At 68.0% G+C, this 3,706-nt stretch carries 5 protein-coding genes; 1 reads left to right on the forward strand and 4 read right to left on the reverse strand.

All coding sequences use genetic code 11. The features are described from left to right. A partial coding sequence (locus tag VED21_RS09870) for an inorganic phosphate transporter (RefSeq protein ID WP_324882171.1) occupies positions 1-401 on the forward strand: 401 nt, incomplete at its 5' end. A gap of 28 nt (positions 402-429) precedes the next feature. On the opposite strand, the gene VED21_RS09875 is transcribed toward VED21_RS09870, so the two are convergent. From VED21_RS09875 to VED21_RS09890, 4 genes are all read right to left on the reverse strand, one after another. Beyond that, complete coding sequence (locus VED21_RS09875) at positions 430-1,731, reverse strand: TRAP transporter large permease subunit (protein ID WP_324882172.1); 1,302 nt, start codon at positions 1,729-1,731, stop codon at positions 430-432. Between the two features lie 6 nt (positions 1,732-1,737). Then, a complete protein-coding gene (locus VED21_RS09880) occupies positions 1,738-2,247 on the reverse strand; it encodes a TRAP transporter small permease (protein WP_324882173.1) in 510 nt (169 codons plus the stop codon). Between the two features lie 62 nt (positions 2,248-2,309). Then, complete coding sequence (locus tag VED21_RS09885; protein WP_324882174.1) at positions 2,310-3,296, reverse strand: TRAP transporter substrate-binding protein; 987 nt, start codon at positions 3,294-3,296, stop codon at positions 2,310-2,312. 229 nt (positions 3,297-3,525) lie between these two features. After that, a partial coding sequence (locus tag VED21_RS09890) for a thiosulfate oxidation carrier complex protein SoxZ (protein ID WP_324882175.1) occupies positions 3,526-3,706 on the reverse strand: 181 nt, incomplete at its 5' end.

Raw genomic sequence — 3,706 nt, forward strand, 5'->3', positions numbered from 1 at the left:
TCGGCGTCCTGCTGTTCTCGCAGGGCTACATGGGTGCCGAGTTCGCCATCCCCTTCTGGGTCGTCTTCGTCTGTCAGGCGGCGATGGGGCTGGGCACGCTGATGGGCGGCTGGCGCATCGTGAAGACCATGGGGTCGAAGATCACCGACCTGAAGCCGATGCAGGGCTTCTGCGCGGAGACGGGCGGCGCCATCACCCTGTTCACCGCCACGTCGCTGGGCATCCCGGTGTCGACCACCCACACCATCACCGGCGGCATCATGGGTGCGGGCTCGGCCCGCAACCCGTCGTCGGTGCGCTGGGGTGTGGCGCGCGGGATCATCTGGGCCTGGATCATCACCATCCCGGCCTCCGCCCTCATCGCCGCGGTGACCTATTGGATCAGTTCGCCGCTGTTCTGAGGAGGAGGTGAGTGCCGGTGTCCGGCACTCACCCGATCATCTGCGACGGCAGCCACGTCACAAGGCCGGGGAACACCCACAGCAGCGCCACCATCAGCACCATCAGCAGGAAGAACGGCGCGCTCGCCTTTCCGATGGTGAAGATGTCGCGGCCGGTCATCGACTGCAGAACGAACAGGTTGAAGCCGACCGGCGGGGTGATTTGCGCCATCTCGACGACGATGACGATGTAGATGCCGAACCACAGCAGGTCGATCCCCGCCCGCTGCACCATCGGCAGGATGACTGAGGTGGTCAGCACCACCATCGAGATGCCGTCGAGGAAGCAGCCCATGACGATGAAGAACACCGTCAGCGCCGCCAGCAGCGCCACGGGGGACAGCTGCTGCGCGGTGATCCACTCGGCCAGCAGGCGCGGGATGCCGGTGTAGCCCATCGCCACGGTCAGGAAGGCCGCACCCGCCAGGATGAAGGAGATCATGCAACTGGTGCGCGCGGCCCCGATGAGGCTGTCGCGGAAGTTGGCCCAGGTCAGCGTGCCGGTGACCAGCGCCAGGACCAGGGAGCCGGCCACGCCGACCGCCGCCGCCTCCGTCGGCGTGGCGAAGCCGGCGTAGATGGAGCCGAGCACGGACATGATCAGCAGCATCACCGGGATCAGCGCCCCGGTCTCGCGCACCCGCTCCAGGAAGCCCATGCGCAGGTCGTAGGGCGGCACCTTGGCCGGGTTGGCCAGCGACCACGCCGCGACATAGCCCATGAACAGCAGGGTCAGCACCACGCCCGGCAGCACGCCGGCGATGAACAGCCGCGCGATCGACACGTCGGCCGCCACGCCGTAGACGATCATGATGATCGACGGCGGGATCAGCAGGCCCAGAGTGCCGGCCCCGGCCAGCGAGCCGATGATCATCATGGGGTCGTAGCCGCGCCGCGTCAGCTCCGGGATGGTCATGCGGCCGATGGTGGCGGCGGTGGCGGCCGAGGAGCCGGACACGGCCGCGAAGATCGAGCAGCCAACCACGTTCACGTGCATCAGCCGCCCCGGCAGCCAGCCCATCCACGGGGCGAGGCCGCGGAACATGTCGGTGGAGATGCGCGTGCGGAACAGGATCTCGCCCATCCAGATGAACAGCGGCAGCGCCACCAGCGTCCAGGAGGTCGACGCCCCCCACACGTTGGTCGCCATGACCAGCCCGATGGGGCGCGTGGTGAACAGCGCCATGGCGACGAAGCCGACGCCGGCCAGCGCCAGCGCCACCCAGACGCCGGCGGCCAGCATGACGAACATCGCCGTGACGACGACGATGGAGGCGAAGGTGGGGTCCATGCTCGTTCAGCCCTCGGTCGGCGCGGCGGCGGTTTCGTAGGACGCCGGCTTGCCGCGCAGCACGCGCACGAGGTCGTCGGCGAAGGAGACGACCAGGACCAGCAGCCCCACGGCCATGGCCGCCTGCGGGATCCACAGCGGCATCGGCACGACGCCCTGGCTGAGGTCGTTGAAGTCGTAGGACTGCCACGTCATGCGCAGCCAGTAGAATGCGAAATAACCGGACAGCGCCGTGGCGAAGGCGAGGCACGCCAGCTCCAGCGCCCGGCGGGCGGGTCCGTGCAGGCGTTCGATGACGATGCCGACGCGGATGTGGGCGCCGTTGCGCAGCGCCGGCCCCAGCATCAGGAAGAAGGAGGCGGCCATGGCGTAGCCGGCGAACTCGTCGGCGGCCGGAACGACCAGGTTGAACGGCCGGCCGAAGACCTGAGCCAGGATCGGCAGCGCGATCAGCACGAAGAACACCGCCCCCAGCACCTCGGCGGCGCGGTACAGGGCGGACAAGGCGGTTCGCATGGGGTGGGCGGGCTCCGGATGGGAAAACCCTCTCCTCGGATAAGGAGAGGGTTCGCGCGGGCTTACGGCTTGTACGCCTTGATGATCGCCTCGCCATCGGCGCCGGCGGCCTTGGTCCATTCGGCGGTCATGGTGGCGCCCACCTTGGCGAAGCCGTCCTTCAGCGCGGCCGGCGGGGGCAGCACCTTCATGGCGTTGTCGGCCAGCGTCTTGTTCAGCTCGGCCGTCTTGGCCCGCCAGCCGGCCCAGCCGCGCTCCTCGGCCTTGGCCGCCGCCTCCTGCACCGCCTTCTTGGTGGCGTCGTCCAGGCCGCTCCACACGTCCTGGGACACGAACACCATGTTGCGCGGCAGCCAGGCCTGGACGTCGTAGTAGACCTTGGCGAAGTCCCACACCTTGCTGTCCACGCCGGTGGCGGCGGAGGTGATCATCGCCTGCACGATGCCGGTGCCGAAGGCCTGGGCGAGTTCGGCCGACTCGATCTTGGTGGGCACGGCGCCGACCAGTTCGGCGATGCGGGTGGTGGCCGGGTTGTAGGCGCGGAACTTCACGCCCTTCAGGTCGTCGGTGGAGGTGATCTCCTGCTTCACGTACAGGCCCTGCGGCGGCCAGGGGATGGAGTAGAGGAGCTTCAGCTTCTGCCGCTCCAGCTTCTTCTCCAGCGCCGGGCGCGAGACGTCGTAGAGCTTCTTGGCCTCGTCGAAGTTCGTGGCCAGGAACGGCACCGAATCGAGGCCGAACAGCGGGTCCTCGTTTGCCCAGGAGGAGATCAGCACCTCGCCCAGCTGCGCCTGTCCGGACTGCACGGCGCGCTTGATCTCCGGGTGCTTGACCAGGGAGCCGTTGGAATGGACGGTGATCTGGATCTTGCCGCCGGTGGCGGCCTTCACGTCCTCGGCGAACTGGCGGACGGTCTGGGTGTGGAAGTTGCCGTCCGGGTAGGGGGTCGGCATGTCCCACGTCTCGGCGAACGCGGCGGCCGGTGCCGTGGCGAGGCCCAGGCCGAAGGCGGCGGCGGCAAGGCGGGACTTCAGGCGGACGCTGATCATTCTTCCGGTTCTCCCTGTCTTGGGCGGCGCGTCGGCGCCGCCGTTTGACCATAGGGTTCACCGTCCCGCGCCCGGCGTCAAATCGTGATTTGCGGGAAGGGGGCGTTGGGTTTTCGGCTTTGCCTCAACCCAACCTACGACGCTACCGCAGGTTGGCCTCGTAGGTTGGCCTCGTAGGTTGGCCTCGTAGATTGGATTGAGTGTCAGCGAAAACCCAACGTCGGCGCGCTCACGCCACCTTGATCTCGGCATCCGCGGTGATGACGGAACCGTCGTCGTCGGTCCAGGCGAACTCCAGCTTCGTCGTCGCCTCGATGCGCAGCTTGAAGGTCAGGTAGGGGTTGGCGGCGAAGGACGGGAACAGGTCGGCGGCGAACACCTCCGCCCCGTTGGCCTTGCAGGTGAACTTG

It is taken from the genome of Azospirillum sp. (assembly GCF_035627195.1).
Classification (GTDB): domain Bacteria; phylum Pseudomonadota; class Alphaproteobacteria; order Azospirillales; family Azospirillaceae; genus Azospirillum.

What these genes read in the sequence shown, in the direction of transcription:
- VED21_RS09880 (WP_324882173.1), bottom strand. Translation starts at nt 2,247, where the DNA reads ATGCGAACCGCCTTGTCCGCCCTGTACCGCGCCGCCGAGGTGCTGGGG.
- VED21_RS09875 (WP_324882172.1), bottom strand. Translation starts at nt 1,731, where the DNA reads ATGGACCCCACCTTCGCCTCCATCGTCGTCGTCACGGCGATGTTCGTC.
- VED21_RS09885 (WP_324882174.1), bottom strand. Translation starts at nt 3,296, where the DNA reads ATGATCAGCGTCCGCCTGAAGTCCCGCCTTGCCGCCGCCGCCTTCGGC.